Source organism: Nocardia sp. NBC_01329, assembly GCF_035956715.1.
In the GTDB taxonomy this organism is placed as follows: domain Bacteria; phylum Actinomycetota; class Actinomycetes; order Mycobacteriales; family Mycobacteriaceae; genus Nocardia.
Genome location: NZ_CP108381.1, coordinates 2,480,225 through 2,503,083 on the forward strand (window position 1 = coordinate 2,480,225; position 22,859 = coordinate 2,503,083).

The following is a 22,859-nucleotide window of genomic DNA, read 5'->3' on the forward strand; positions in this document are numbered from 1 at the left end:
ACCCGGCCCGGATCGGCACACAATGGTCGGATGTGTCCGCAACGACAGGAGAATGGCAAGTGAGCGGTCGACTATCCGGCAGAGTAGCTTTCGTCACCGGCGCGGCGCGGGGTCAGGGGCGGGCCCACGCGGTACGACTGGCAGCGGAGGGTGCGGATATCATCGCGGTGGATCTGTGCGGACCGTTGCCTCCCGCGGTCCCCTATGACGCCGCCACCCCCGCCGATCTCGACGAGACCGTCCGCCTGGTCGAGGAGACCGGGCGCAAGATCGTCGCCACCGCGGCCGATACCCGCGATCGGCACGCTGTGCACGCTGCCGTCGACGAAGGCGTCGCCGCGTTCGGCCGTCTCGACATCATCGTCGCCAATGCCGGAATCTGTGTTCCCGAGCCGTGGGATGCCATCACCGAGGAGTCGTTCCGGGCCGTCCTCGATACCAATGTGACCGGTACTTGGAACACCGTCACCGCCGGTGCGCACCAGATCATCGAGGGTGGGCGCGGCGGTTCGATCATCCTGATCAGTTCTGCGTCGGGCGTGGCGATGCAGCCGTTCATGGTCCACTACACCGCCAGTAAGCACGCCGTCACCGGGATGGCCCGGGCGCTGGCCGCCGAGCTGGGTAAACACTCGATCCGGGTCAACAGCGTCGCGCCCGGTCCGGTCGCCACTCCGATGGGGTCCGGCGATATGGTCGGCGCGCTCACCCGGGCCGCGGAGACCAACGAGCTGCTCGGCCGGATGAACACCCCGCTGCTGCCGGAGGGGATCGCGCAGCCGGAGGATATCTCCGACGCGGTGTGCTGGCTGGCGAGCGACGAATCGCGATTCGTCACCGCGAGCAGTATCTCGGTCGACCTGGGCGCCGCGCAGTACTGAACCCGCACGATCCCGGCATACCGCCCCGGGTGCGGCAGCGCGGGCGGCGCTGCCGTGATCGCAGGCGCAGGTCGCGGCAGTTGCGTACTCGCCGCCACCGGCGATGCCGCCGAGACCAATCCGCGGATGAACCTGTCGGCACTGACATTTCAGCAGAAGAGTCTGTGCGGCACCCTGTTCGGTGGCGGTAACCCGCAGCTGCTCATCCCGGAGGTCCTCGCACTCTACAAACTGGGCGATCTCGGGCTCGGCGATATGGTCACCCGCGAGTACTCCCTCGAGCAGATCGACGAGGGAATCGCCGATATGCTCGAGGGCCGCAACATCCGCGGAGTCATCCGCTTCACCGACGCGGACCGCTGACGTCACCCGGAGCCGGGTCAGAACACGACCCGGCTCACCACCTCTGCGATGAGCGCGGGTTTCGACCCGCCGTCGATCTCGACGGTGTGCGCCACGGCCAGTTGCAGGGCCCCACCGGCCACTTCGGTGGCCTCGGCCAGCACCGCGGTCGACCGCACCTTCGCACCGACCGGTACCGGACTCGGAAACCGAACCTTGTTGGAGCCGTAGTTGATTCCCAGTTTGGCGTTGTCGAAACCGAAGATCTGCGAACCGAGCATCGGCAGCAGCGACAGCGTCAGGTAGCCGTGCGCGATGGGCCCCCCGAACGGGCTCTCCCGCTTCGCACGCTCCGGGTCGACATGGATCCACTGATGGTCTCCGGTGGCCTCGGCGAATTGATCGACCATCCGCTGGGTGACCTCCACCCAGTCGCTCGTACCCAGGGTCTCCCCCACCGCGCCGAGAACCTCGCCCTTGCCGGTGAATGTGCGCACAGTGTGTCTCCTTCGGTCCGTGGCGCGCCCTCGCGACATCGCCTGCTCCCTACTAGGTATTCCGCACTTCGGTTCCGAGTTCAAGCGTTGATGAGACATTTATCGGATTCGTCGCAAATAGCAACGGAGAGCGAGCCGACCTCGCACTCGGCGCACGCCCCTAGATCGAGTGATCCGTACAGCCGTTAAGCTGCGGCGGATCGTCACCGGCACGATTCGGCAACGACGCCGAGACGGTTCGACGCCCCCGCGCGCCGCTCGCCGTCCAACCCATCCCGGCGGCCCAGTTCACCGGCCCCGTTCCGCAGGAGATCCGACATTGACCGTGCTCACCTTCTGCCTGGTCACGGTCGCCGGGTTCTTCGCCGGACTCGTCGGTTACGTCACCGGCATCGCGTCGCTGATCTCGTATCCGGCCCTGCTCGCCGCCGGACTACCCCCGGTCGCGGCCAATGTGACCAATACCGTCGCCATGGTGGCGGTCGGAATCGGGTCCACCGCGAAGGCGGGCACGGCGATCAACGACGATTCCCGGTCGCTGCTCGTACACGCCGCTTGTGCCGCGGTCGGTGGGCTCGGCGGCGCAGCACTGCTCCTCACCACCTCGGCGGAAGTCTTCGTCGCCGTCGTTCCCTTCCTGATCGCCGCGGCCTCGGCGAGCCTGCTGTTACAGCCCAAATTGCGCGAACTCGCCGGAGGCAGGAGCTTCCCCCGGCTGTACCCGCTGGCCACCGCCGTGGTCGCGCTGTACGGCGGCTACTTCGGCGCCGGGGTCGGCGTGATGTTCCTGGCACTGATTCTCGTATGCACCTCGGAGACGATCTGGCGGGCCAGTGTCCTCAAGAGCGTGCTGACCGGGGTCGCCAATTTCGTCGCGGCGGTCGGATTCGCCGTGTTCGGGCCGGTGGACTGGATCGCCGCGGTGGCCATGGGCCTCGGCGCGTTCGTCGGCGGATGGTACGGGCCACCGCTCGTGGCACGTCTGCCGCCGACCGCTATGCGTATCGGAGTCGCGCTCTGTGGCTTCGGGCTCGCCGGATATCTGGCGATCAGCTGACCGGTCGACGGGCGGGAACCGCTTCACGCCGCAGGGGCGAGTACGACCGCACACTCCGGCGGCTACCCCGGGCTCAGGAACGTCTGCAATCGTTGGATTTCCGCGTCGAGCGCGATGGTGAAGGCGCGGCCCTTCGGCGCGCCGTCCACATAACCCACCTCGACCGCGCTGCCCGGTCCCGCGCAGTTGGCCCAGCCGATCACGCGGTCACGCCACAGCATGGGCATCGCGTAGTAGCCGCGGACCCGCTGGGCGACCGGGGTGTAGGCCTCGAATCGGTAGTCCCAGCCCCAGAGCAGCCCGAAGCGTTTACGGTCCCAGACCAGGGGGTCGAACGGCGCCAGGAACCGGACCCGGGCCTGCGGTGGGCGGTCGGCGGGGACCAGGTCGGCCGGCCAGAGGTAACGGACCCCGTCGACGGTGTCGGCGGACAGTTCGCCGGTGGCGACCAACTCGCGAATCGTCGCGGAGCCGGTCGCCCCGCCGATGGACCGGATGACACGGTTGACGGTAGAGGCGAGCGTCGATTCCGTCGCGGGGGCGAGGATCCGGGCCACCCGCAGTGCCAGGGCGCGCCTGCGTTCGTCGGGGTCGAGCACGATTTCCGGGAGGTCCGCTATCTCGTATCGTCTGATACCGGAGACCCGGTCGGCGACCCGCAGCAATCCGTACCTGTGCAGCTCCTCCAGTGCGACGGTGGTCGCCGAGGAGGTGCCGCCCCAGGCGTTGACCACGCCGCGATGACCGAAATACGCCTGCAGCTCGCGGGAATGGACGATGCCGCGTTCGCGCACGAAATCCAGCACCTGCTCCGACCGCGCGTCGTGCGGGAACTCACCGTCGGTACCGCGGGGGTGGTGGCGCGGATGCAGATACGGGCGCAACCGGCTCACGGTATAGCCGTAGGCGTAGAGGAGATCCTCGTCGACACCGAGAGCGCGGTAACCGCGGTCGAGATCACCCGCCCGGTAGCCGCGGACCCGGTGCCGCAGGATGAGATCCTGCGCCCGGGCGGGCGAGCGGATGGGATCGGCCTGGACGAACTCCAGCTCGGCCAGGGCGTCGGCGAGGGAACCCGGGCTGCGTGGCAGTGCCCAGGCGACGGCGTTGGAACGCAACCATGCCAGCGACATAGCGGCGAGGGTAACGGCCGCCTCCGACATCTCGCACCGGTGTTCGGGTGAACCGACCCGGAATCGGCTGTGATCAGGCAGAATTCAGCGAGGTTTCCGGCCCGGCAGGTGTAGCCGCCCGAACGGACCGGTGCGGGTGGGACCGGACCGGCCGCCGTCTGCCGTCTCCGCGGCCCCGGTGATATTCCGGCTCATCCCGCCGAATATCAGCGCGTGGAACGGCACGATCGACTTCCAGTAGAGATGTCCGGCCAGTCCGTGCGGTTCGAATACGGCGCGCTGCCGGTAGATCGCGGCGGCGTCGCCGTTCCCGGGTCTTGCCTCCAATTCGAGCCAGGCTCGTCCCGGGACCCGCATCTCCGCGCGTAGCCGCAGCAGGGTGGGCCGGTCGATCCGCTCCACCCGCCACCAATCCAAGGCCTCACCCTCGTGGAGCCGGTGCGGATCCCGGCGGCCGCGGCGCAACCCGGCACCGCCGGCGAGCCGGTCCAGCCAGCCACGCAGCGACCACGCCAGCGGGAACGAGTACCAGCCGTTCTCCCCGCCGATCGCTTCGATCACGGTCCACAGAGCGGCCGGGTCGGCGGTGGTCGGCCGTTCCCGCAGATCCTGGTACAGAGATCCGCCCGACCATTCCGGGTCGGTGGGCAACGGCTCGGAAGGGGCGGGCCCGGCATCCGACCATCGGGTCGGCACGTCCAGATCCCGGATCCGGGTCAGTGCCAGTTCCACGGCGCGGCGAACCCCGGTGAGTCCCTCTTCGGGGTCGGGGATATGCAGGGCGATCTCGTGCTCACCGCATACAACGTCGTTGACCAGCGATTCCATCAGGGGGACCGCGATCGCCCGCGGCACCGGGGTCACCAGATTCACCCACTGCGCCGACAGCCACGGGGTCAGCACCGGGACCGGGACGATCACCCGCCGGGGCAAACCGGCCACCTCCGCGTACACCCGCATCATCTGCTCATAGGTGAGAACGTCGGGTCCCCCGATATCGAAGGCTCCGTGGACCGTGGCCGGAAGTTCCGCGGCGCGGGTCAGGTAGTACAGCACATCGCGTACGGCGATCGGCTGGATCCGGGAACGCACCCAGCGCGGGGTCACCATCGCGGGCAATCGTTCGGTGAGGTAGCGCAGCATCTCGAAACTCGCCGACCCCGAGCCGATCACCACCGCCGCCTGGAACACCAGGGCGGGAACAGTGCCGCCGAGCAGGATTCGGCCGACCTCTGCGCGCGAGGACAGATGCCTCGACAGCTCCTGCCCCGCGGGGGCGATACCCCCCAGATAGACGATCCGGCCGAGCCCGGCCGCCGCGGCCTCGCGGGCGACGATGGTCGCCGCGTCCCGGTCCACGGTGTCGAAATCCGAACGGGTCAGCGAATGCACCAGGTAATACAGGACCTCCTGGTCCTGCAGCGCTGCCCGGACGTCGCCGGCGACCGTCACATCGCCGCGCACTATGTCCACCCGGTCGCGCCACGGCGTGTCGGTCAGCTTGCCCGGCGTCCGTGCCATCACCCGGACGGTGTGACCGGCCCGCAGAAGTTCGGGCACCAGACGCCCACCGAGGTACCCGGTGGCTCCGAACACCACACAACGCATGAGACTCCTCCGTCGAGGTTTGCGCACGGTCGTAGGTGCAGCGAGGCGCTCGGCGGGGCCGCCGGGCCCTGCACTGTGCCCGCGAGCAGATGGATCCTGTCATCACACACCTGCAGGCTAGCCTCGCGCACGCAGCCCGGATATTCCGACACCGCCGATCCGCACACCGTCGCGCAGTCGATACCTCCCTGTGTGATCGGCGGCCCCGAGCGGCCCGAACACCCGTCGGCGGCGTTTGCCGGGGCGGATGAGGGGTAGGCGCCCCGCTATGGCCTCCTCTGTGCGAAGCATGCTGTCTCCCCGTTCGCTGACCGCCCCTGCCACCGCCGTGACAGCGCTGGTGCGCACCGGCGCTGACCGCGTCGTCGGCACCGGAATCCAGGTGGTCGAGGCGCCATGGCGGGCCGCGGAGAAGGTGGCCACCACCGTCGCAGCGGGTCTGTCGACCCTGAATTCGGACCACTCGACCAGCCTGCGCGACGATCTCACCGCATTGATCGATCCGCGCGATCGTCGCGCCCAGCGGCGGATCACGGTGACCGAGGATCGAGCGACCATCGAGGTACGCGGGCTGGACAACGGCCAGGGTTCGGCAGTGACCCGTTCACTCGACCAGCATCTCGGCCGTCTACGCGGCGTGGAATGGTGGCGGGTCAACGCGGTCACCGGCCGGGTCGTCACCGCGCTCTCCAGCGGTGCGGATCTGGAGAAACTGTTGGCGGCGGTCGAGGAGGTCGAACAGGAATCCGACGTCGCCGATACCGGGTGGAGCCGCGCCACCGAATTCCCGGCGGACCGGGAACCGGTGCTGGCGGCGGCGATCGAAGTGGCCGGCGATCTCTGCGCCATCGTGGTCTCCACCGCGGGCACGGTACCGCCGCTGCGTGGGGTGATGCACAGTGTCCGGGCCGTGGCGGCGTTCACCGACGCCCAGCCCCGGCTGCGCACACATCTGGAGGAACGGCTGGGTGGCGCGCGCACCGACCTCGTACTGGCCATCGCCAATGCCGCGGGCGCGGCTTTGGGGGAAGGCGCGACCGGCGGGGTGACGAATCTGCTGGCCGATGCCGTCCAACGCGGATTCGCACTCACCGAAGCCCTGGCCCGGCGCGCGCAATGGCGTGAATGGGAGACCGATATCGTCGATGCCGAGCATTTCGGGGTCGCCCGGCCGCTACCGTCCTATACCCGGCCCGCCGACCTGCCACGCGGGCCGGTTGAGCGGGTCGCCGACGAGATGGCGGCCGCGTCGCTGGCGGGTGCGGCGACCCTGGCCGGGCTGGGCCGTGCCGGTGACGTTCCGGACGCGTTGATGCTCGGGGCCCCGAAGGCCGCGCGAGCCGGCCGGGAGGTGTTCTCCGCGACCGTATCGACCGCGTTGGCCGGCGCGGGCGTACTCACCCTGCATCCCGCGGCATGGCGGCGGCTGGATCGGCTGACCGCACTGGTGATCGACGGCGACGCCCTGGCCACATCCGGACGTGTGGTGCTCGAGGTGGAAGCCTCCGAAGACGGACCACCGGCCGCTCGGATCTGGAGTACCGCACAACGACTGCTCTGGGATTCCGCCGATGAGGCGGTATCGGGGGACGACCGCTCGATGCGGCTCGTGCACCCGAACTCGGGCGCACCGGACCGGGGCGCCACCGCCCGTCCGGTCTGGCGCGAATTACGTGACGGTGACCGGATCCTCGGCCGTGTGCTGGTGGGCCGGGAACTCGATCCCCGTGCCCACGATGTGCTCGGCACGGCACGGCGAGCAGGGCTGCGGGTAGTCTTGGCCGGACATCGAGATGCGAGCGAATTACGCAGTCTCGCCGACGAATTCGTCTCCGCGCGCGGCTCGCTCAGCGCGCACGTCCATCGGCTCCAGGAACAGGGGCATGTGGTCGCGGTCCTCGCCACCCGCGCGCACAAGGCGCTCGACCGCGCCGACGTGGCCGTGGGGATCATCGGTTCCGAGGGCGGCGGGATCCACGTGCCCTGGTCGGCCGATCTGTTGTGCCGGGACCTCGGCCAGGTGCAGCGCGCGTTCGGCGTGGTGGGGCCCGCCCGGCAGGTCAGTGAACGCGGCCGGACCCTCGCTCTGTCGGCGTGCAGCCTCACCGGACTGCTGCTCGCGGTCGCACCAGCGGCGCGTTCGCGGACCGCGCCGATGATCGCCGCGAACTTCGCCGGCCTTTTCAACGGTGCCGTGGCGGGTGCGCGCGCTGTCCGGACCCAACGGTCGACCGGGCACGCGCCCCTGCTGCCCTGGCACGCGCTGGAGCCGGACGAGGTCCTGACCCGGCTGCCCGAACCGGTACCGCCGCCGGATCGGGTGACCGATGAACCCGGCGCGCGCGGCGCGGTGGCAGTCCGAGTGTCGTCGCTGAGCGATTTCCTGGGACATATGCGCCGGGAGCTGGCTGATCCGCTGACTCCGATCCTGGGTGTCGGAGCCGCGGCGACAGCGATTCTCGGCTCGCCCTCCGACGCGGTTCTGCTGTCGTCTGTGCTCACCGTCAACGCGATGATCTCCGCTCGCCAGCGGCAGGCCGCCGAGAACGAACTGTCCGACCTCCTCGAGGGGGAACGGCTGTCCGGGCACGTGATCGACCGCGCCGCCGTCGATACCGAGGACCCTGCCGCCACCACGCTTCCCGCCGACAGCCTGCAGGTCGGGGATGTTCTCACCATCTGCGCCGGCGAGGTGGTGCCCGCGGACGCCCGCCTGTTGCGCGCCGAGGATCTGGAGATGGACGAGTCCGGGCTCACCGGTGAGTCGGTGACGGTACCCAAACAGGTCGCGGCCACTCCGGGCGCGGCCCTCGGCGATCGCGCCTGCCTGGTGTTCGAAGGCACGACGGTGGTGAGCGGGTCGGCGGTGGCCGTGGTCGTCGCGGTCGGTGCCGACACTCAGGCCGGCCGGGCGACAGCGGGCGCGGTGCCGCCGGAGAAGGGCGGAGTGCAGGCTCAGTTGCGGGCACTGACCGATCGCGCCCTTCCGCTCACCCTGACCGGTGGTGCGATCGTGACCGCCCTCGGTGGGCTGCGCGGCCGGACATTGCGGGCCGCGATCGCCGACGGGGTGGGTGTCGCGGTCGCCGCGGTACCCGAGGGCCTGCCGCTGGTCGCCACGGTGGCGCAGCTCGCGGCGGCACGCCGCCTGTCCCGCTACGGCGTGCTGGTCCGCGCCAATCGCGCGGTCGAGGCCCTGGGCCGGGTCGACACGCTGTGTTTCGACAAGACCGGCACGCTCACCGAGGGCCGACTGCGGTTGACCGCGCTCGCCGATCTGGACGAGCAGTGGGAACCCGGCAGCTCGGACGACACCGCCCGGCAGCTTCTGCGGGCCGCGGCGCGCGCTTGCCCCGATCCGGGCAACGGCCCGGTCCTGCATGCCACAGACCGGGCCGTTCTCGACGCGGCCGCCGAGATCCTGGGTGCCGAGGCGCATCGGTGGGACCCGATCGACGAGATACCGTTCGAATCCAATCGGGGTTACGCGGCGACGTTCGGCCGCACCGCGCACAAGCTACGTCTGATGGTCAAGGGCGCGCCCGAGGTCGTATTGCCCAGGTGCACGCGGATCCGCGGCGGGTCGTCCGGCAAGACCGATCGGTCCTTCACCGACCGGCAGCGCGAACGGGCCGATGCCATGGTCCACGAACTCGCGGAGCAGGGTCTGCGCGTGCTGGTGGTGGCCCGGCGCGACCTGTCCGGTCCACCCGACGATGTCGAAGATGTCGTGGCGGGGCTGACCCTGCTCGGATTTCTGGGGATCGCCGATACTCCCCGGCCGCAGACGCCCTATCTGGTCCGTGCGCTGGAAGACAACGGAGTCGGGGTCCGGATGATCACCGGTGACCATCCGGTTACGGCGGCCGCCGTGGCCCGGCGGCTGGGCATCACTGTCGGTGCCGTCACCACCGGCGCCGATCTGGACGAACTCGACGACACCGCACAGACCGAACTCATCGAACGCAGTAATGTTTTCGCCCGGGTCGACCCTGAGCAGAAGGTGCGCATCGTGGCCGCACTTCGGCGAACAGGGCACGTGGTGGGGATGACCGGCGACGGTAGCAACGACGCCGCCGCGATCCGCACCGCGGATATCGGGATCGGGATCGCGGCACACGGCTCGGCCGCCGCACGCAACGCCGCCGATCTGGTGCTCACCGAACCGGATCCGCGAGCACTGCTGCACGCGCTGGTCGAGGGCCGCAGCATGTGGCAGCGGGTCGCCGACGCGGTGGCCGTGCTGGTGGGGGGTAATGCGGGCGAGGTGGCGTTCACTCTCTTCGGCACGGCGGTCGGCGGACGCGCTCCACTGGGAACCCGCCAGTTCTTGCTGGTGAACCTGCTGACCGATATGTTCCCCGCATTGGCGCTGGCACTGGCCGGTGATCAGGAGAGCCCCGATCCGGCCGATGATCAGCAGTGGGTCGAGCAGCGTGCCCGTCAGCTCGCCGATATCCCGCCGGCCCGCCTGGGCGCCGATCTGTTGCGCACTATCGGGATTCGCGGGGTCGCCACAGCCACCGGGGCATCCGTGGCCTGGATGGCCGGCCGCTACACCGGGACCCGGCGCCGGGCCGACACCATCGGTTTGGTGGCGTTGATCGGCACCCAACTCGGCCAGACCCTGGTCGCGGGATACCGCAGCCCGCTGGTCTGGCTCACCACCGCCGCCAGTGGCGCGGTACTCGGCGTCGTGGTCATGACACCCGGGCTGGGAACGTATTTCGGCTGCACGCCGTTGGGTCCGGTCGGCTGGACGATCGCGAATTGTTCGGCGCTGGCCGCGACCGCGGGTGCGACGGTGCTGCCACGACTGCTGCCCAGGGTCGAGCAGGACGAGCAAGCCGCGGCGGATACCGCGCAGGCCGAACCGGACGTTTCGCCCGATCGCCCGGAAATACCGCAGTACGCCTGAGGTTCCCGGAGAGCGGTACGAACCGGGCCGGTCGTTTCCGATAGGCGATCGCCGGTGGACCGAGCCGAGCCCGGACCACCGGCGATGACCTCACGCGCGGATGCGCCGCTACTCAGCGGAGCTTGTCGTCGCGGTCCATCCCTTCGATCTCGATCCGCTCCTTGCGGACCGTTTCGGTGATCGACTGCTCCTCCTCCACCTGATCGATCACCAGCCGGACCCGTTCGACCGGAACCATCTCCTTGTCGACGATCACCCGGTCCTGGTGCAACGTGACCTCCTGTTCCTGCTCGCCGAAGTCGGCGGGCAGCGCCGAGATATCGGTGATCGGCTCGCGCTCGATATGTACTTCCTCATGGCTGGTCGGCACGGTGACGGTCTGTTCTTCGCTGACCACGTACTTGTGCAGCCGCGCGCGCCCGGAGACCTCCTGCCGGGTGCCGATGTTGAGCCGCTCCTCCGACCGCACGAGGAAATCGGGCCGGCGACTCGCCGGCATATCGGGGGTGGTGGGCTTGGGGGCCGCTGTTCCGGTGACCCCCGCTGTGCCCGCGGCGCGGGCTTCCTCGCCGGTGGCGGTTCCGGCGTGCCGGCCGTAGTCCTCCCAACCGGCCCGGTTGGGATCGACCCCGTAGTGGATGAACAGGTCGTTCTCGGAATCCTGGGTGATCAGGCCGTCGTGCGCCAGGTGTGGCGCCGTTTTCACCGCTTCCTTGTGTACCCGCACCTGCAGTTCGGCGGGATCCTGCCGCAACTGGGCGCCGGCGAGCGGCACGAGAGAGTCTTCGCTGAACAGACCCGTGCTGACCGATGCCCACGTCGGTGCGCCGGACGCGTTGTCGACGTAGACCCGTTTGACCTTCCCGATCTTGGCGCCGCCCAGGTCGTAGACTGCGTCGCCGATCAGGTCTTCCACATGTTGAGCCATGGCATTCTTCCTCGATTCTCGTCCGATACGTGGCCGGCGAACCGAGTTGCGCGGTCGCGAGCGAGGCCGGCCCGGCCGGTTTCCGGCCCATGGCCGGGTGCGGAGCAGACCTCGACCGACAACGTTGCCGCTCGGCGTGCTCGTCGCTCCCGGTTCTACGGATCGGTCGGGCGCGGCGCGCTGCACCTACCTGGTAGCGGGTCCGGCTATCCGCACGGAACAACCCGACAGCTACATATGGGCAAATACCCGTGGAGGGATAGGTCAAACAGGCGCGCCGGGGAATATCGCGAAATTGCCCAGCTACCGCCGCCGGAGCCGGACCAACGCCCTCGTTCTCTCCTCGCACACTCGCACCGACTCCGGTGTCGCCCGTGCGCCGGCGACACGCAGGCGCGGCATACTCGTCAGGTGAGCTCCCCCGCTACCGGCAAACCGGCCATTCTCAGCGTCGATGACGATCCGGGTGTATCCCGGGCGGTGGTCCGCGACCTGCGGCGCCGCTACGGGGCCGACTACCGGATCCTGCGCGCAGAATCCGGCCCACAGGCGCTCGAGGCGCTGCGCGAGCTGAAATTGCGCGGCCGGCCGGTCGCGGTGCTCATCGCGGATTTCCGGATGCCGGGAATGGACGGTATCGAGTTTCTCGAGCAGGCGATGGATCTCGATCCCTACGCCCGACGCGTACTGCTCACCGCCTACGCGGATACCGATGCCGCCATCGATGCGATCAATGTCGTCGATCTGGATCACTACCTGCTCAAACCGTGGGATCCACCGGAGGAGAAGCTCTATCCGGTGCTGGACGGCCTGCTCGACGCCTGGCGCGGCAGCGAGCACCGGCCGGTGCACGGGACCAAGGTCATCGGTAACCGATGGTCGCCCCGGTCGTCCCAGGTCAGAGAGTTCCTGGCCCGTAACCAACTGCCCTATCGCTGGTTCCTGGCCGACGAACCCGAGGGCGCCCGCCTACTCGAGGCTGCCGGTGCCGATCCGCGCCGCTGCCCGGTGGTGATCACCGAGGGCGGGCAGGCACTCGTACAGCCGAGCGACAGCGAGCTGGCCGAAAGCGTAGGTCTGAGCACCGAACCGTCCGGCGATTTCTACGATCTCATCGTGGTCGGGGGCGGCCCGGCCGGGCTGGGCGCCGCAGTCTACGGGGCTTCCGAGGGTTTGCGGACCGTACTGGTCGAGCGCACGGCCACCGGTGGGCAGGCCGGCCAGAGCTCGCGGATCGAGAACTATCTGGGATTCCCGGACGGCCTCTCCGGTGCCCAGCTCGCCGACCGGGCGCGTCGTCAGGCCGCCAAATTCGGGGCGGAGGTCATCACCACCCGGGAGGTCGTGGGACTGGAGATGAACGGTTCGGCCCGCACCGTACGGTTCGCCGACGGCGGTGCGTTGTCCGCCCATACGGTCATCATCGCGACAGGCGTGGACTATCGGCGCCATCCCGCCACCGGCGTCGACGAGTACACCGGGCGCGGGGTCTACTACGGCTCGGCCATGACCGAGGCAGCCGAATGCGCCGGTCACGATGTCTACATCGTCGGCGGCGCGAACTCGGCCGGCCAGGCGGCGATGTTCCTGTCCCGTAACGCGCGCACGGTTCATCTGGTGGTACGCGGCGACGCCCTGGAGAAGTCGATGTCGCACTATCTGATCCAGCAGATCGCCCAGGTCTCCAATATCCGGGTGCATACCGAGACCGAGGTCGTCGCGGTGGACGGCGAGGATCATCTGCACACGCTGGTCCTGCGCGACAACCGGACCGGTGCCGAGGAGAAGGCGCACACCGAGCGGCTGTTCCTCTTCATCGGCGCCGCCCCGCAGACCGACTGGCTCGACGGTGTGGTGAACCGTGACACCGCGGGATACGTCCTGGCGGGGCCGGATCTGCTGATCGACGGCAACCGGCCGGCCGGCTGGGAACTGTCACGGCCACCGCATCATCTGGAAACCAGCGTGCCGGGGGTTTTCGTGGCCGGTGACATCCACGCCGAATCCGCCAAGCGGGTGGCCTCGGCCGTCGGGGAGGGCGCCATGGCCGTCATGCTCGTGCACCGCTACCTGGCATAGAGAGGCCGACGATGAGCATCTGTGATCCCGGCGAACTGCGCTCGCTGTTCCTGTTCGAGAAGCTCGACGACGAGCAGCTGGACTGGCTGTGCGCCGACGGCCGCGTCGAAACCATCGAACCGGGTCCGGTTTACCACGAGGGCGATCCGGCGACCTGCTTCTACGTCCTGATCGACGGCGAGGTGCGGCTCACCAAACTGTCCGGCGGCCGGGAGATCGAGATGGTGCATACCGGCCATCGCGGTTCCTACGCCGGTGCGTGGACGGCGTACCTGGGCGAGCGGGCCGAAACCCACTACAGCTCCTCGCTGTACGTGACGCAGCCGTCCCGGTTCTTCGTCGTGGACGCGCAGATCTTCTCCCGGATGATGCACAGCTGGTTTCCGATGGCCGTGCATCTGCTCGAGGGCGCGTTCTTCGGCAATCGGAACACCAACGCCCGCATTGCCCAGCGGGAACGGCTGCTCGCGCTCGGGTCGCTGTCGGCAGGCCTGACCCACGAACTGAACAACCCGGCCGCGGCCGCGGTCCGGGCCACCTCGGGTCTGCGCGACCGGATCGCCGGGATGCGGCACAAGCTGGCCATGATGGCACAGGGCAAATTCGACACCGCGGTCCTGGAGACGCTGGTGCGGTTGCAGGAGGAGGCGGCCGCCCAGGTCGCCAAGGCGCCGGAACTGTCGCCGCTCGAGGCCGCCGACCGGGAGGATCTGCTCGGGGAATGGCTCGAGGACCACGCTGTTCGCGACGGATGGGAACTCGCGCCGAACTACGTACAGGCCGGTTTCGACACCGCGTGGCTCGAACGCGTGGCGGCCACGCTCGAGGGCTGTCCGCCACAGGTTCTCGAGGGGGCGTTCCGGTGGTTGAACTACACCATCGAAACCGAACTGCTGATGAACGAGATCGCCGATTCCACCACCCGTATCTCGACGCTGGTGGATGCGGCCAAACAGTACTCCCAAATGGACCGGGCTCCGTTCCAGGTGGTGGACCTGCACGAACTGATCGACAGCACGCTGGTGATGCTCAGCCGCAAGATCGGTGACTCGATCGAGGTGGTGAAGGACTACGACCGCACGCTGCCCCAGGTCCCCTGCTACGCCGCCGAACTCAATCAGGTGTGGACGAATCTGATCGACAACGCGGTGTACGCGATGGCCGGCAGCGGGACCCTGACCTTGAGCACCCGGCTGGAGAACGACTGCGCGGTGGTGGTGATCGGCGATACCGGTCCCGGGATCCCGGCCGAGGTGCGGAGCCGTGTCTTCGAGCCGTTCTTCACCACCAAACCCGTCGGTGAGGGCACCGGTCTGGGTCTGGACATCTCGTTCCGCATCGTCGTCGACAAGCACGGCGGGGATATCCGGGTCGACTCCCGGCCGGGCGATACCCGTTTCACGGTGTGGCTCCCGCTCACCCGCCCCGAGGACGAGCCCGGTAGATGATCGGCTGCGCGGCGATCCGGTTCGCGGCGAAAATCGCCAGCATGAGCGTACGGAACGATCGCCGATACTCGGATCAGCGCCGGTCGAGGCCGGAAAGCCGCCACGCGAGTTTGTCGCGTACCAGCGCCGTCCTACCCGCCAGGCGCATAGCGATATTGCGCAGCGGACGTACCGTGGCCGGCATGGTCGCCAGCGAGGTGAGCCGGCCGGCGATCGAGAGCACGGATTCGGTGGTGCGACGCCGGGCCGCCGCATGCTCGTCGAGCAGTGTCTGTGGTTCACCCCGCAGTACCCGCGACAGCGTCGTCGCGGCGGTGACCGCGTCCTCGATGCCGAGGTTCATCCCCTGGCCACCGGCCGGCGAGTGTACGTGGGCGGCATCTCCCGCCAGCAGTATCCGGCGGTCCCGGAAGCTGTCGGCGACCCGGTGGTGCACGCGGAACCGCGAACCCCACACAACTTCCTCTACCACGGCCGGCTGTGCTTTCGGTCCACGTTCGTCGAGCAGCCGCTGGAGGAACGCGATATCGGGTTCGTGTGGCGCCTCGTCCACGGTGGCCACGATCCGGTACACCCCGTCGGGCAGCGGTGCGACGACGACCAGGCCGGCCGGCGAGAAGTACAGGATGACCTCGTCTTTCGGAACCCCACCGGAAACGCGAACGTCGGCCAGGCTGAACGATTCGGCGTAACTGCCGCCGCTGAAGCCGATTCCGGCCTGTTCACGCACCGTGCTGTGCAGGCCGTCGGCCCCGATCAGGTAGCGAGCACGGATCTGCTCACCGTCGGCGAGAGTCGCGGTGACGATCTCGGCGTCCTGGACGACCGTGATCACCTCGGCGGGCCGACGCACCGGTACGCCCAGTTCGGTCAGCCGTTCCAGAATGAATTTCTCGGTATCTGCCTGCGAGATCATCAGCGCGTACGGGTAAGCGGTGGGCAGCTTGTCGAACGGGACCGCGATCAGGACCTGATCCCGGTCGCGGATCGTGAAGTCGGGGGTGTGCAGACCGCGGCCGACGAGCGGTGTGGTCACGCCGTAGGGCTCGAGCAACTCGAGGGTGTGCGGGTGTACGACTGCGGCACGGGAGGTGTTCGCCCCCTCGGCCCGGCCGTCGACGATCACGACGTCGTGGCCGAGCTGGGTCAGCGCTACGGCGGCGGTGAGACCGACCGGGCCCGCACCGACGATCAGGACATCTGCGATTTCGGTAGTCATCGTTCTACCTGCTCTCAGGAGGTCAACACTTGTTGGCATCGAGGTTATGTCAGGCCGTCAGCGATTGTCAACAGATGTTGGCCTACAATCGTTGACATGAGAAGGTCCTCGGCAGAAACGAAAGCTGTCATCCTCGCGGCGGCGCGTGAGCGCTTCGCGGCCGACGGGTACGACCGGGCGACGATCCGGTCGATCGCCGCGGACGCCGCTATCGACCCGGCCATGGTGATGCGGTACTACGGCAACAAGGAACGCCTGTTCGCGGCGGCGACCGAATTCGATCTGCGACTGCCGGATCTCACCGCGGTACCCCGCGATCGGATCGGCCCCGCCCTGGTGGCGCATTTCCTCGACCGCTGGGAACGCGACGAATCACTGTTGATCCTCCTGCGCGCCGGCGTGACCAACGCGGCGGTGGCCGACAAGATGCGCTCGATCTTCGCCGCCCAGCTCGCACCAGTGGTCGCGAAAACCGGCGACGACCCCCACGAAGGGCCGCTACGCGCCGGTTTGGCGGCATCCCAGATCCTGGGCATGGCGCTGTGCCGCTTCATCCTGGCCTTTCCCCCGCTGGCGGCGATGACCGGCCAGGAGGTGATCGCCTGGCTGGGTCCGACGATCCAGCGCTATCTCACCGGCCCGGTACCGGAGGTCGCGGCGGCGGGGTGACCTCCGGCGGGCGATCGGAGGGCGGGGGCGGCGCGGACCGCCCGTCACCCGTGCCGTACCGGACCGGCACGGCCGCGGCGATGCTGCTGATCCGAGCCCGGTATCGCTCCACGAACGGCAGCACCTGCTGAGCGATCACCTTGTTGTACTCCGACGGCCGTTGCCGCGGATTCGCGTGACCGGTACCCCTGGGCTTCACCACGAGCAGGTTGCCGTCGATGCCACCGACTTTGTCGATCAACTCCCGCTGGGTGTGCGCGACATCCACGACCCGGTCCCGGCTCGCGTTGTGCGGCCGGATGAAGACGATCGCCGGCCGCGGTTTCCCGTGCGCGGGCCTCGAGACCGCGCGCAGATTGTCGGTGGCACCCCCGGCGACGATCGCCAGGAACTGCGCCTCGATCAGACCGTTGCCGGCAGCATCGGCGTTGAAGATCTTGTCGCGCAGCACCTGTCCCACGGCGGTCCGCAAATCGCCGAACCGGATACCCGGTACGCCGCTGCGATCGACAAAACTGTCGCGACGCGCATAGGTCTCGACCGCGGTGCGCAATCCACGGCTCTCCCGAGCGCCGGGCAGCCAGCCCATCCAGCGCACCATATCCTCACCCAGACCACGACTCTCGGGGCGTACCGAATCGAGGTCCAGCGGCGTGCAGTCCAGTAGGACACCCACCAATCTGCGGTCACTGCCGATATGGATGTGCTGGGCGACCTCGAGGGCGATAACACCGCCCATACTGTGCCCGGTCAGCACGATATTGCGCACGCCGGACATCATCGCGGCACGAACGATCAGGTCCGCGATGACCTCGGTATCGATACCGCGATTGTCGTACCGGACCGCCCAGACCGCGCCCATCTCCCGCAGCGCGGGTAGCGACGCGGCCGTATCACTGGCGTTGAGATTGCCCAGACCCACCAGATCGACCACAGCGCTGTCCCGTTTATCCGGGTGGGCCGGTTCGGCGATCGGTAGTAGCGCCGGCTCGGTCAGCGCGAGGCGATCGCGCTCCGGCTCGACATCGTGGTCCCAGTACTGCGCGAACGCGACCAGGATGATCATCAGCAGTGCGGCTACCCGAATCAACGCCAGTCTGGTGCGGCGCAACGTCTTCCATCCGTGGCCGGGGCGCGTTTCGCGCAACCTGGCCCGGCGACATTCGTCACTCCAGTCAGCGACGGTGGACGGATGCCATTCGTCAACCGGCGACATGCCTCCACTGTAAATGCACGCGACGCCGCGCCCCGGCGTACGCGGCGGTGAGAATTACCGCACCGCCCGGCGATCAGTCCTTGCGGACCCCGTCCACCAGCAGTCGCCGGATCGCTCGATTCAACGCCGCGATGGCTTCCTCATCCGGATCGCGCAACCCGTGGACCACCCCGGCGAGCAGCATTCCGGTCACCGCGCGGGCGGTGTTGCGCGTGTCGAGGTCGGCGCGCAGATAACCCAATTCGACACCGTGTTCCAGATATCCAGCGGTCAAGGTGTCCGCGGTGTCCAGCAGGCCGTAGAGCCGCTGGGTGAGTTCGTCGTCGATACCGGTCGCGTGGAACAGCAGCAGTTGCGCCACGCGCCGGTCCTCGACGAGGATCCGGGTGAGCGCGACACCGATGCGGTCGATCTGCGCCCGGTACTGGTCCAGCGTGGTCGCCGCGTCGGGAGCGTTGTCCGTTCCCAGGGCGTCGATGATCCGGGCGGCCAGATCGTCGATCACGTGGTCGATGATGTCGCGTTTGTTGCTGAAATAGCGGTAGAAGGTGCCGTGCCCGATCCCGAGCTCGGTCGCGATATCGGCGATCCCGGTCGCGTGGTAACCCGTCTCCGCGAAACAGACGAAAGCGGTATCGATAATCTCCTGGCGTAGCTCCGCCTTCCGGCGTTCGGCCCGCGTCGATGGCTTCGTCACGCCACCGATGATACTGTCATCACAAGCGGAATGATGTGTCATTCTGTGATGAGTGGTTCAGCAGAGCAGTGGGAGGTTCGGCGTGGCACCTCGATACGACGCGGTCGTGGTCGGTGCGGGATTCGGTGGTATGGGCGCGGGCATCCAGCTCGACCGCCTCGGCCTGCACAATTACGTGATCCTCGAACGCGAATCCGACCTCGGCGGCACCTGGCATGTCAACCGCTATCCCGGTCTGGCCGTCGATATCGCCTCGGTGACCTACTCCTATTCCTTCGAACCCAACCCGAACTGGTCGCGCCTGTTCGCCCCGGGCGCGGAACTCAAGAAGTACGCCGAGCACGTCGCCGACAAGTACGGTCTGCGCGAGCGGATGCGCTTCAACACCTCCGTCGACAGCGCACGCTGGGACGCCGAACACGAGTACTGGGTGGTCACGATCGCCGGTGGTGAGACGGTATCCGCACGATACCTGCTCACCGCGACCGGATTCCTCTCCCAGCCCTACACTCCGCCGTTCCCCGGTATCGACACCTTCGCCGGCAAGATCATCCACACCACGGCCTGGGATGATACCTACGACCTCACCGACCGCCGCGTCGCGATCATCGGTACCGGCGCCACCAGCGTCCAACTGGTACCGGAGGTCGCCGCGCGGGCCCGGGAGCTCACCGTATTCCAGCGCACTCCGATCTGGGTGGTCCCCAAGGTCGATATGCCCATCCCACCCGCTGTCCAGCGGCTGTTCGCCCGGGTTCCGGCCGCCCAGAAGGCCGCCCGACTGGCCAACACCACCGCCTTGGAAGCACTCATGGTGATCGGCGTCCTGCACTACAAACAGGCCAAACCGCTGAACAAGGCGGCCGCCCTGCTGGCCAAGGCGCATCTGCGCACTCAGGTCCGCGATGAACACACCCGCGAACAGCTCACCCCCGATTACGATTTCGGCTGCAAACGTCCCACCTTCTCCAACCGCTATTTCGCGACTTTCAACCAGCCGCATGTTCAGCTCGAGACCAGCGGGATCGAACGCATCGAACCGGACGGAATCGTCACCGCGGCGGGAACGAAGGCCGAGATCGATACGCTCATCCTGGCCACCGGCTTCAACCTGTGGGATGTGAACTTCCCTGCCATCGAGATCATCGGCCGCGACGGTGTGGATCTCGGGAAATTCTGGCGGGACAACCGGTTCCAGGCCTACGAGGGCATCACCGTGCCGAAATTCCCCAATTTCCTCAGCCTGAACAGCCCCTACTCCTACAGCGGCCTGTCCTACTTCACCACCATCGAAGCGCAGATGAAGCATATGGGTCGGTTGTTCGGCGAACTGGCCCGGCGCGGTGAAACCACCTTCGAGGTGAGCGAACAGGCGAACGCCGAATTCCTGGACCGGGTGACCGGCAAACTCGGCTCCTCGGTGTTCTACGGCGGCGACTGCGCGACGGCCCGCAGCTACTACTTCAACCAGCACGGCGAGGCCGCGCTGCTGCGCCCCACCAGCACGGTCAACGCCCACCGGGAGGCGCTGCGCTTCCCCTTGGAGGACTACTCGTACGGCCGGGCCGGTTGAGCCGGAGAGACCGACCGCCACAGCGATACCCGATTACCCCGGCCCGTACGTGACAGCCAGTACGGGCCGGGGGCGTCCGACAACCGGTTCAGCCGCCGAAGGAGGCACCGATCTTCGAATCGGTGCCCTTGGCGTTCTGCCATGCCGCCTCGACTGCCCGACCGAGCCCGTTCAACGTGCCGATAGTGGTGTCATCGACCGTCATATCGCCGGTGTCCTCGGTACCGAACTCCACGTCGAAACGCGACTTCGCACCCCGGAAACCTTCGAACCCATCGTTCCCCTCCCATGCGGCCGACAGATTCGCTGCCGCGGTCTGCAGATTCCCCGCCTGCGTCCGCAGATCCGCCCGGAGACCGGACAGATCCGAGATCAGCTCTTCCAAAACTTTGGCATTGTACTTCGGCATTTCGAGATCCTTTCGTTGCGTTCTGTCAGGCGTTCAGCGTGGTGAAAAAGTCTTGGTTATCGGCTTCCATCGCCTTGTAGCCCTTGTTGCCGTCACCGACCATGTCCGTGATCTCCTGCAAAATGGCCTTCACCCGATCCGCTTCGTCCTCGAACGCAGCAGCGGCCTTACCACACGCATCCGAGGCGTCACCCTGCCAGCCGCCCTTGGCGGCAGCCACCGTCTCGATCACCCGGTTGATCGTGGTACGCAATGCGCTTACCGCATCGCCCATATCATCGGCGACGCCCTGCGCGCCGAACTCCTCGAAATTGATATCCTGCATCTCTCGAACCTTTCTGGAATCTGTGACGACCGATGTCGTCGTGGAACACAGCTCGCCGGCGCACGGGGCCGCGACGGTGCCTTACCTAGGACATCCACCCTCCTACCGGCAGCGAGTGGACGAGGGCGGACACCGCTTGGGCGATCCGATGATCGGAACCGGGAGTGAAGGTCGACCAGATCTGTTGATCCGGTGCGGTTCCGGGGCTGGCGACCAGGCGACCGCGCCCGGTGTCGTACACCACTACCGCTCCCGCCGACCGATGGGTGGTGCCCTCACCGTGGGCGTAGGCGACGATCTCGGAATAGGCGGTGCAGGTGGACAAGGCGAGACCGAACTCGATCGCCGTACGCTCCTCGACACCCAGCTCGTACAAGGCCTGGGTGTAACCGCTGGAGTCGGTGGCGCCGTCGAGACGCTCCCGCAGAGCCGCCGAAGGAGCGCTGAAACTCGTTGTCGCCGCAGGTGGGCACGTGCCGAGCACCTCCAGCAGCGGACTCGTCAAAGCGGTTCCGTCCGCATCGGCCCAGACTGTTCGCACGTCGAAGACATCACCGACTCTGGTGGCCAGCGCATGCACGTCACCACGGCGCGCCAAGCAGGCACGCCGGACGCCCGCCTCGGTGTGGATCCGTGCCACGAGTTCGCGGTCCGGTTGCGACAGAACGTGCAGGGCCGCGGCGAGATCGGCATCGACTTCGTCGTAGCTGTCCACCAGGCCCGAAGTCCGCAGCCCGGCCAGCGCCTCGCTCTGCGCGGCTGCCCAGGCAGCCGCCGAATCCTGTTGCGGCCCTGCCCCGAGAACCAGCGGCAAGGTCTGCACCCCCAGCAACCCGCTCACGGCGAGCAGGCCGTCATTGGTCAACGTCGTCATATCGCCCCCTCGACAAAGGGCCGGGTCACGACGACCCCGGAACGGCGTACTGGGGTGGCTCGGCGGCGCCCAGCACCGCTGGAGCCACCTGGATCCCGGCGTCGATCTCCATCACCTCGGCGGCGTCGGAGTCCCCGATTCCGGCCCGCACGGCGCGATCGCCACCTGCGGCGCCCGCCGACGGAGCCATACCGCCCGGCGCCATCCGCCCCGAATCCGACTGTGCGGCGGGTGAGGACTGCACCGGAGCTGTCTCCGGTGCAGCCGCCGATACCGGGGCGAGAGCCCTGGGCTGATATCGAGTGAGGGGCCGAGGCATTCGGGGGACACCGAAACTTACGCCGGAAGTCATCACCGGCATACCCTTGGGCGTTCCCGGAGCCGGCGGCGCCGCGCTCCGCTCGGCTTCCAATGCCGCGTCGGACACGATTTCCGGCGGATGCACCTGTTCCCACGGCAGTGCCAGCGACGCGGACGCCGATTCATAACCTTGCATGACCCGGGCCGCGTTCGCCTTGGCGAGATTCTGCTCGGTGTCGACCTCGGCCACCGCCGCGACCAGCGGTGCGCCCAGCGCCGCCCCTATCTGCTCGAGACTCTGTATCGCCGCTGTCAGTGCGGCGATCTCCGCCATATGCGGCATCGCCAGCCTGGCCACTTCGTACGCGACGGCCTGCCCTCCGGCCAGCGATGCGTTACGGCCCGCGGCCGCGGCGGCGTCCACCAGCCAGTGCCGCAATGTGGCGAAACGGTCGATCGCGGGTCCACTCTCGGTGGAACGCCACGAATCTCGCATCCGGGCCATGATCCGGTCGTACTCGACAACTGCCGTGCCGAATGCCGCGGCCAGTTCCGACCACGCCGCACCGGCCTCGGTCATGGGCCGACCTCCGGGCCCGGTGCCCAGATCGTGCGCGAGCTTCTCCGCGGGGCGTGCCTCCCAGATCACGCCGGTGAATCCGGGAACCGGTGGTTCGATCATCTCT

At 68.0% G+C, this 22,859-nt stretch carries 19 protein-coding genes; 8 read left to right on the forward strand and 11 right to left on the reverse strand.

Annotated features, from left to right (window positions below):
* The first annotated feature begins 59 nt into the window (after positions 1–59).
* Positions 60–881, forward strand: a complete 822-nt coding sequence (locus tag OG405_RS11585) for a mycofactocin-coupled SDR family oxidoreductase (protein ID WP_327151631.1) — start codon at positions 60–62, stop codon at positions 879–881.
* Between the two features lie 54 nt (positions 882–935).
* On the forward strand, positions 936–1,244 hold the full coding sequence (locus OG405_RS11590; RefSeq protein ID WP_442790695.1) for a hypothetical protein: 309 nt from the start codon (positions 936–938) through the stop codon (positions 1,242–1,244).
* Between the two features lie 17 nt (positions 1,245–1,261).
* On the opposite strand, the gene OG405_RS11595 is transcribed toward OG405_RS11590, so the two are convergent.
* The gene (locus OG405_RS11595) at positions 1,262–1,720 is read right to left on the reverse strand and encodes a MaoC family dehydratase (RefSeq protein WP_327151632.1); all 459 of its coding nucleotides are present in this window, start codon (positions 1,718–1,720) and stop codon (positions 1,262–1,264) included.
* Positions 1,721–2,039: 319 nt separating this feature from the next.
* Here OG405_RS11595 and OG405_RS11600 point away from each other — a divergent pair, with 319 nt between their 5' ends.
* Positions 2,040–2,777 carry a sulfite exporter TauE/SafE family protein gene (locus OG405_RS11600; protein WP_327151633.1) on the forward strand — a complete coding sequence of 246 codons (738 nt, stop codon included), beginning with the start codon at positions 2,040–2,042 and terminating at the stop codon, positions 2,775–2,777.
* Positions 2,778–2,839: 62 nt separating this feature from the next.
* On the opposite strand, the gene OG405_RS11605 is transcribed toward OG405_RS11600, so the two are convergent.
* Positions 2,840–3,910: a DNA glycosylase AlkZ-like family protein gene (locus OG405_RS11605; protein ID WP_327151634.1), complete on the reverse strand. Its 1,071-nt coding sequence runs from the start codon at positions 3,908–3,910 to the stop codon at positions 2,840–2,842.
* An 84-nt stretch (positions 3,911–3,994) separates the two neighbouring features.
* Positions 3,995–5,518: an SDR family oxidoreductase gene (locus OG405_RS11610; RefSeq protein ID WP_327151635.1), complete on the reverse strand. Its 1,524-nt coding sequence runs from the start codon at positions 5,516–5,518 to the stop codon at positions 3,995–3,997.
* Between the two features lie 289 nt (positions 5,519–5,807).
* Here OG405_RS11610 and OG405_RS11615 point away from each other — a divergent pair, with 289 nt between their 5' ends.
* Entirely contained in the window at positions 5,808–10,436 is a 4,629-nt protein-coding gene (locus tag OG405_RS11615) for a cation-translocating P-type ATPase (RefSeq protein WP_327151636.1), read from the forward strand.
* A 112-nt stretch (positions 10,437–10,548) separates the two neighbouring features.
* On the opposite strand, the gene OG405_RS11620 is transcribed toward OG405_RS11615, so the two are convergent.
* Entirely contained in the window at positions 10,549–11,364 is an 816-nt protein-coding gene (locus OG405_RS11620; RefSeq protein ID WP_327151637.1) for a PRC and DUF2382 domain-containing protein, read from the reverse strand.
* A gap of 411 nt (positions 11,365–11,775) precedes the next feature.
* On the opposite strand from OG405_RS11620, the gene OG405_RS11625 reads away from it, so the two are divergent.
* Both OG405_RS11625 and OG405_RS11630 read left to right on the forward strand, forming a co-directional pair.
* Positions 11,776–13,443: an FAD-dependent oxidoreductase gene (locus OG405_RS11625; RefSeq protein ID WP_327151638.1), complete on the forward strand. Its 1,668-nt coding sequence runs from the start codon at positions 11,776–11,778 to the stop codon at positions 13,441–13,443.
* Positions 13,444–13,454: 11 nt separating this feature from the next.
* Complete coding sequence (locus tag OG405_RS11630; RefSeq protein ID WP_327151639.1) at positions 13,455–14,891, forward strand: ATP-binding protein; 1,437 nt, start codon at positions 13,455–13,457, stop codon at positions 14,889–14,891.
* Positions 14,892–14,964: 73 nt separating this feature from the next.
* Here the strand turns inward: OG405_RS11630 and OG405_RS11635 are convergent, their stop codons facing one another.
* The gene (locus tag OG405_RS11635; RefSeq protein WP_327151640.1) at positions 14,965–16,110 is read right to left on the reverse strand and encodes an FAD-dependent oxidoreductase; all 1,146 of its coding nucleotides are present in this window, start codon (positions 16,108–16,110) and stop codon (positions 14,965–14,967) included.
* 96 nt (positions 16,111–16,206) lie between these two features.
* On the opposite strand from OG405_RS11635, the gene OG405_RS11640 reads away from it, so the two are divergent.
* Positions 16,207–16,779 carry a TetR/AcrR family transcriptional regulator gene (locus OG405_RS11640; protein WP_327151641.1) on the forward strand — a complete coding sequence of 191 codons (573 nt, stop codon included), beginning with the start codon at positions 16,207–16,209 and terminating at the stop codon, positions 16,777–16,779.
* Here the strand turns inward: OG405_RS11640 and OG405_RS11645 are convergent.
* Both OG405_RS11645 and OG405_RS11650 read right to left on the reverse strand, forming a co-directional pair.
* On the reverse strand, positions 16,742–17,995 hold the full coding sequence (locus OG405_RS11645; protein ID WP_327151642.1) for an alpha/beta hydrolase: 1,254 nt from the start codon (positions 17,993–17,995) through the stop codon (positions 16,742–16,744). The genes OG405_RS11640 and OG405_RS11645 overlap by 38 nt on opposite strands.
* Positions 17,996–18,068: 73 nt before the next feature.
* On the reverse strand, positions 18,069–18,734 hold the full coding sequence (locus OG405_RS11650; RefSeq protein WP_327151643.1) for a TetR/AcrR family transcriptional regulator: 666 nt from the start codon (positions 18,732–18,734) through the stop codon (positions 18,069–18,071).
* A 40-nt stretch (positions 18,735–18,774) separates the two neighbouring features.
* Between OG405_RS11650 and OG405_RS11655 the strand changes: the two genes are divergently transcribed.
* Entirely contained in the window at positions 18,775–20,265 is a 1,491-nt protein-coding gene (locus OG405_RS11655; protein WP_327151644.1) for a flavin-containing monooxygenase, read from the forward strand.
* Between the two features lie 88 nt (positions 20,266–20,353).
* On the opposite strand, the gene OG405_RS11660 is transcribed toward OG405_RS11655, so the two are convergent.
* The 4 genes from OG405_RS11660 to OG405_RS11675 form a co-directional block, all read right to left on the reverse strand.
* On the reverse strand, positions 20,354–20,674 hold the full coding sequence (locus tag OG405_RS11660) for a hypothetical protein (RefSeq protein ID WP_327151645.1): 321 nt from the start codon (positions 20,672–20,674) through the stop codon (positions 20,354–20,356).
* A gap of 25 nt (positions 20,675–20,699) precedes the next feature.
* Positions 20,700–20,999: a WXG100 family type VII secretion target gene (locus tag OG405_RS11665; protein WP_327151646.1), complete on the reverse strand. Its 300-nt coding sequence runs from the start codon at positions 20,997–20,999 to the stop codon at positions 20,700–20,702.
* 85 nt (positions 21,000–21,084) lie between these two features.
* Entirely contained in the window at positions 21,085–21,873 is a 789-nt protein-coding gene (locus OG405_RS11670) for an ESX secretion-associated protein EspG (RefSeq protein ID WP_327151647.1), read from the reverse strand.
* Positions 21,874–21,898: 25 nt separating this feature from the next.
* Positions 21,899–22,855: a PPE domain-containing protein gene (locus OG405_RS11675; protein ID WP_327151648.1), complete on the reverse strand. Its 957-nt coding sequence runs from the start codon at positions 22,853–22,855 to the stop codon at positions 21,899–21,901.
* Between the last annotated feature and the right edge of the window lie 4 nt (positions 22,856–22,859).

Coding starts and splice junctions, on each gene's coding strand:
- OG405_RS11605 (WP_327151634.1), bottom strand. CDS start 3,910: ATGTCGCTGGCATGGTTGCGTTCCAACGCCGTCGCCTGGGCACTGCCA.
- OG405_RS11610 (WP_327151635.1), bottom strand. CDS start 5,518: ATGCGTTGTGTGGTGTTCGGAGCCACCGGGTACCTCGGTGGGCGTCTG.
- OG405_RS11615 (WP_327151636.1), top strand. CDS start 5,808: ATGCTGTCTCCCCGTTCGCTGACCGCCCCTGCCACCGCCGTGACAGCG.
- OG405_RS11620 (WP_327151637.1), bottom strand. CDS start 11,364: ATGGCTCAACATGTGGAAGACCTGATCGGCGACGCAGTCTACGACCTG.
- OG405_RS11630 (WP_327151639.1), top strand. CDS start 13,455: ATGAGCATCTGTGATCCCGGCGAACTGCGCTCGCTGTTCCTGTTCGAG.
- OG405_RS11635 (WP_327151640.1), bottom strand. CDS start 16,110: ATGACTACCGAAATCGCAGATGTCCTGATCGTCGGTGCGGGCCCGGTC.
- OG405_RS11640 (WP_327151641.1), top strand. CDS start 16,207: ATGAGAAGGTCCTCGGCAGAAACGAAAGCTGTCATCCTCGCGGCGGCG.
- OG405_RS11645 (WP_327151642.1), bottom strand. CDS start 17,995: ATGTCGCCGGTTGACGAATGGCATCCGTCCACCGTCGCTGACTGGAGT.
- OG405_RS11650 (WP_327151643.1), bottom strand. CDS start 18,734: ATGACACATCATTCCGCTTGTGATGACAGTATCATCGGTGGCGTGACG.
- OG405_RS11660 (WP_327151645.1), bottom strand. CDS start 20,674: ATGCCGAAGTACAATGCCAAAGTTTTGGAAGAGCTGATCTCGGATCTG.
- OG405_RS11665 (WP_327151646.1), bottom strand. CDS start 20,999: ATGCAGGATATCAATTTCGAGGAGTTCGGCGCGCAGGGCGTCGCCGAT.
- OG405_RS11670 (WP_327151647.1), bottom strand. CDS start 21,873: ATGACGACGTTGACCAATGACGGCCTGCTCGCCGTGAGCGGGTTGCTG.
- OG405_RS11675 (WP_327151648.1), bottom strand. CDS start 22,855: ATGATCGAACCACCGGTTCCCGGATTCACCGGCGTGATCTGGGAGGCA.